2 protein-coding genes are annotated in these 2208 nt (G+C 69.0%); both read right to left on the bottom strand.

What is annotated here, in order from left to right:
- Nucleotide 1: 1 nt before the first annotated feature.
- Nucleotides 2–1336, bottom strand: coding sequence for a sulfate adenylyltransferase subunit 1 (locus tag ACZ5Y0_RS36855; protein WP_469132992.1), 1335 nt, complete (start codon nucleotides 1334–1336; stop codon nucleotides 2–4).
- 1 nt (nucleotide 1337) lies between these two features.
- Nucleotides 1338–2207, bottom strand: coding sequence for a sulfate adenylyltransferase subunit CysD (gene cysD, locus ACZ5Y0_RS36850; RefSeq protein WP_469132991.1), 870 nt, complete (start codon nucleotides 2205–2207; stop codon nucleotides 1338–1340).
- Nucleotide 2208: the final 1 nt, after the last annotated feature.

Genomic DNA, 2208 nt, shown 5'->3' with positions numbered 1-2208 from the left:
GTCAGAAGTCCCATCCGTCGTCCTGGGCCGGGTGTTTGACCGGCTCGGGCGAGGCGAAGGACTCTCCGACCATTCCGGCGGTGAGGGTGGTGCCGTCGTTGGGGTCGATCAGGATGAAGGAGCCGGTGCGGCGGGAGTCGGCGTAGGAGTCGAGGGGGAGGGGTTCGGCGGTGCGGATCTTCACGCGGCCGATGTCGTTGGCGACGAGGTGTGCGGGGTGGGGGTGCAGGGACAGGTCGTCGAGGGTGAGGCGGGAGGGGATGTCCTTGACGACGGCCTTGACGGTGCGGGTGCCGTGCCGGAGCAGTACCCGGTGGCCGACCGTCAGGGGCTGGTCGGCGACGTGGCAGACGGTCGCCTCGACGTCCTGCGTGGTGGGCGGGGCGTCCTTGCTGGGCACGATCAGGTCGCCGCGTGAGACGTCGATGTCGTCCTCCAGCAGGACGGTCACCGACTGCGTCGTCCAGGCCGCCTCGACCGGCGTGCCGAGCAGGTCGATACCCGCGATCTTCGTGGAGCGGCCGGAGGGCAGGACCGTGACCTGCTCACCGACGCGGAAGGTGCCGGCGGCGATCTGCCCGGCGTAGCCGCGGTAGTCGGGGTGCTCGGCGCTCTGGGGCCGGATCACGTACTGCACCGGCAGACGGGCGTGGCAGTGCGCCAGGTCGTGGCTGACCGGCACGGTCTCCAGGTGTTCCAGGAAGGTCGGCCCGCCGTACCAGTCCATGTTCGCCGAGGGCTCCACCACGTTGTCCCCGGCGAGCGCGGAGATCGGGATCGCGGTGACCTCGGGAACACCCAGCTCGCCCGCGTACGCCGTGAACTCCCGCGCGATCGCCGCGAAGACGTTCTCCCGGTAGCCGACCAGGTCCATCTTGTTCACCGCCAGCACCACGTGCGGCACGCGCAGCAGGGCCGCGATCGCGGCGTGACGGCGGGTCTGCTCCACCACCCCGTTGCGGGCGTCGACGAGGATCACCGTCAGCTCGGCGGTGGAGGCCCCCGTGACCATGTTGCGGGTGTACTGCACGTGTCCGGGGGTGTCGGCCAGGATGAACCGGCGCCGCGGCGTGGCGAAGTAGCGGTAGGCGACGTCGATGGTGATGCCCTGCTCGCGTTCGGCACGCAGACCATCGGTGAGCAGCGCCAGGTCGGGGCCCTGCTGACCGCGGCCGGCCGAAGCACGCTCCACCGCCTCCAACTGGTCGGTCAGGATCGACTTGGAGTCGTGCAGCAGCCGGCCCACCAGCGTGGACTTGCCGTCGTCGACGGAACCCGCGGTGGCGAACCGCAACAGCGTGGTGGCCGACAGCTCCCCGGTCGTGAGCGTGCTCATCCTAGAAGTACCCCTCGCGCTTACGGTCTTCCATCGCGGCCTCGGACATCTTGTCGTCGGCACGGGTCGCGCCCCGCTCGGTCAGCCGGGACGCCGCGATCTCGGCGATGACCTCCTCCAGCGTCAACGCCTGGGAATCCACCGCGCCCGTGCACGACATGTCACCGACGGTGCGGTAACGCACCAGGCGCTTCTCCACGCTCTCACCACCACGCGGCCCGCCCCAGTCACCGGGCGTCAGCCACATCCCCGCCCGCCGGAACACCTCCCGCTCGTGCGCGAAGTAGATCCCCGGCAACTCGATCCCCTCACGCGCGATGTACTGCCACACATCCAGCTCGGTCCAGTTGGACAGCGGAAACACCCGCACATGCTCACCAGGCGCATGCCGGCCGTTGTACAGATTCCACAACTCCGGACGCTGACGACGCGGATCCCACTGCGAGAACTCATCACGCAGCGAGAACACCCGCTCCTTGGCCCGCGCCTTCTCCTCGTCCCGCCGGCCACCACCGAACACCGCGTCGAACCGCTCGGCCTGGATCCTCTCCGTCAACGGCAACGTCTGCAACGGATTACGCGTGCCGTCCGCACGCTCCCGCAACACACCCCGGTCGATGTACTCCTGCACCGAAGCGACATGCAGACGCAGCCCATGCCGCGCCACCGTACGGTCGCGGTACTCCAGCACCTCGGGAAAGTTGTGCCCGGTGTCCACGTGCAACAGCGAGAACGGCACCGGCGCCGGCGCGAACGCCTTCAGCGCCAGATGCAGCATGACGATGGAGTCCTTGCCACCGGAGAACAGGATCACCGGATTCTCGAACTCCCCCGCCACCTCCCGGAAGATGTGCACCGCCTCCGACTCCAGG

Source organism: Streptomyces sp. NPDC033216, from assembly GCF_055577115.1.
Note: the sequence above shows the minus strand (reverse complement) of the source record. Positions and strands in the feature narration are given on the sequence as shown.

What these genes read in the sequence shown, in the direction of transcription:
- ACZ5Y0_RS36855 (WP_469132992.1), bottom strand. Translation starts at nt 1,336, where the DNA reads ATGAGCACGCTCACGACCGGGGAGCTGTCGGCCACCACGCTGTTGCGG.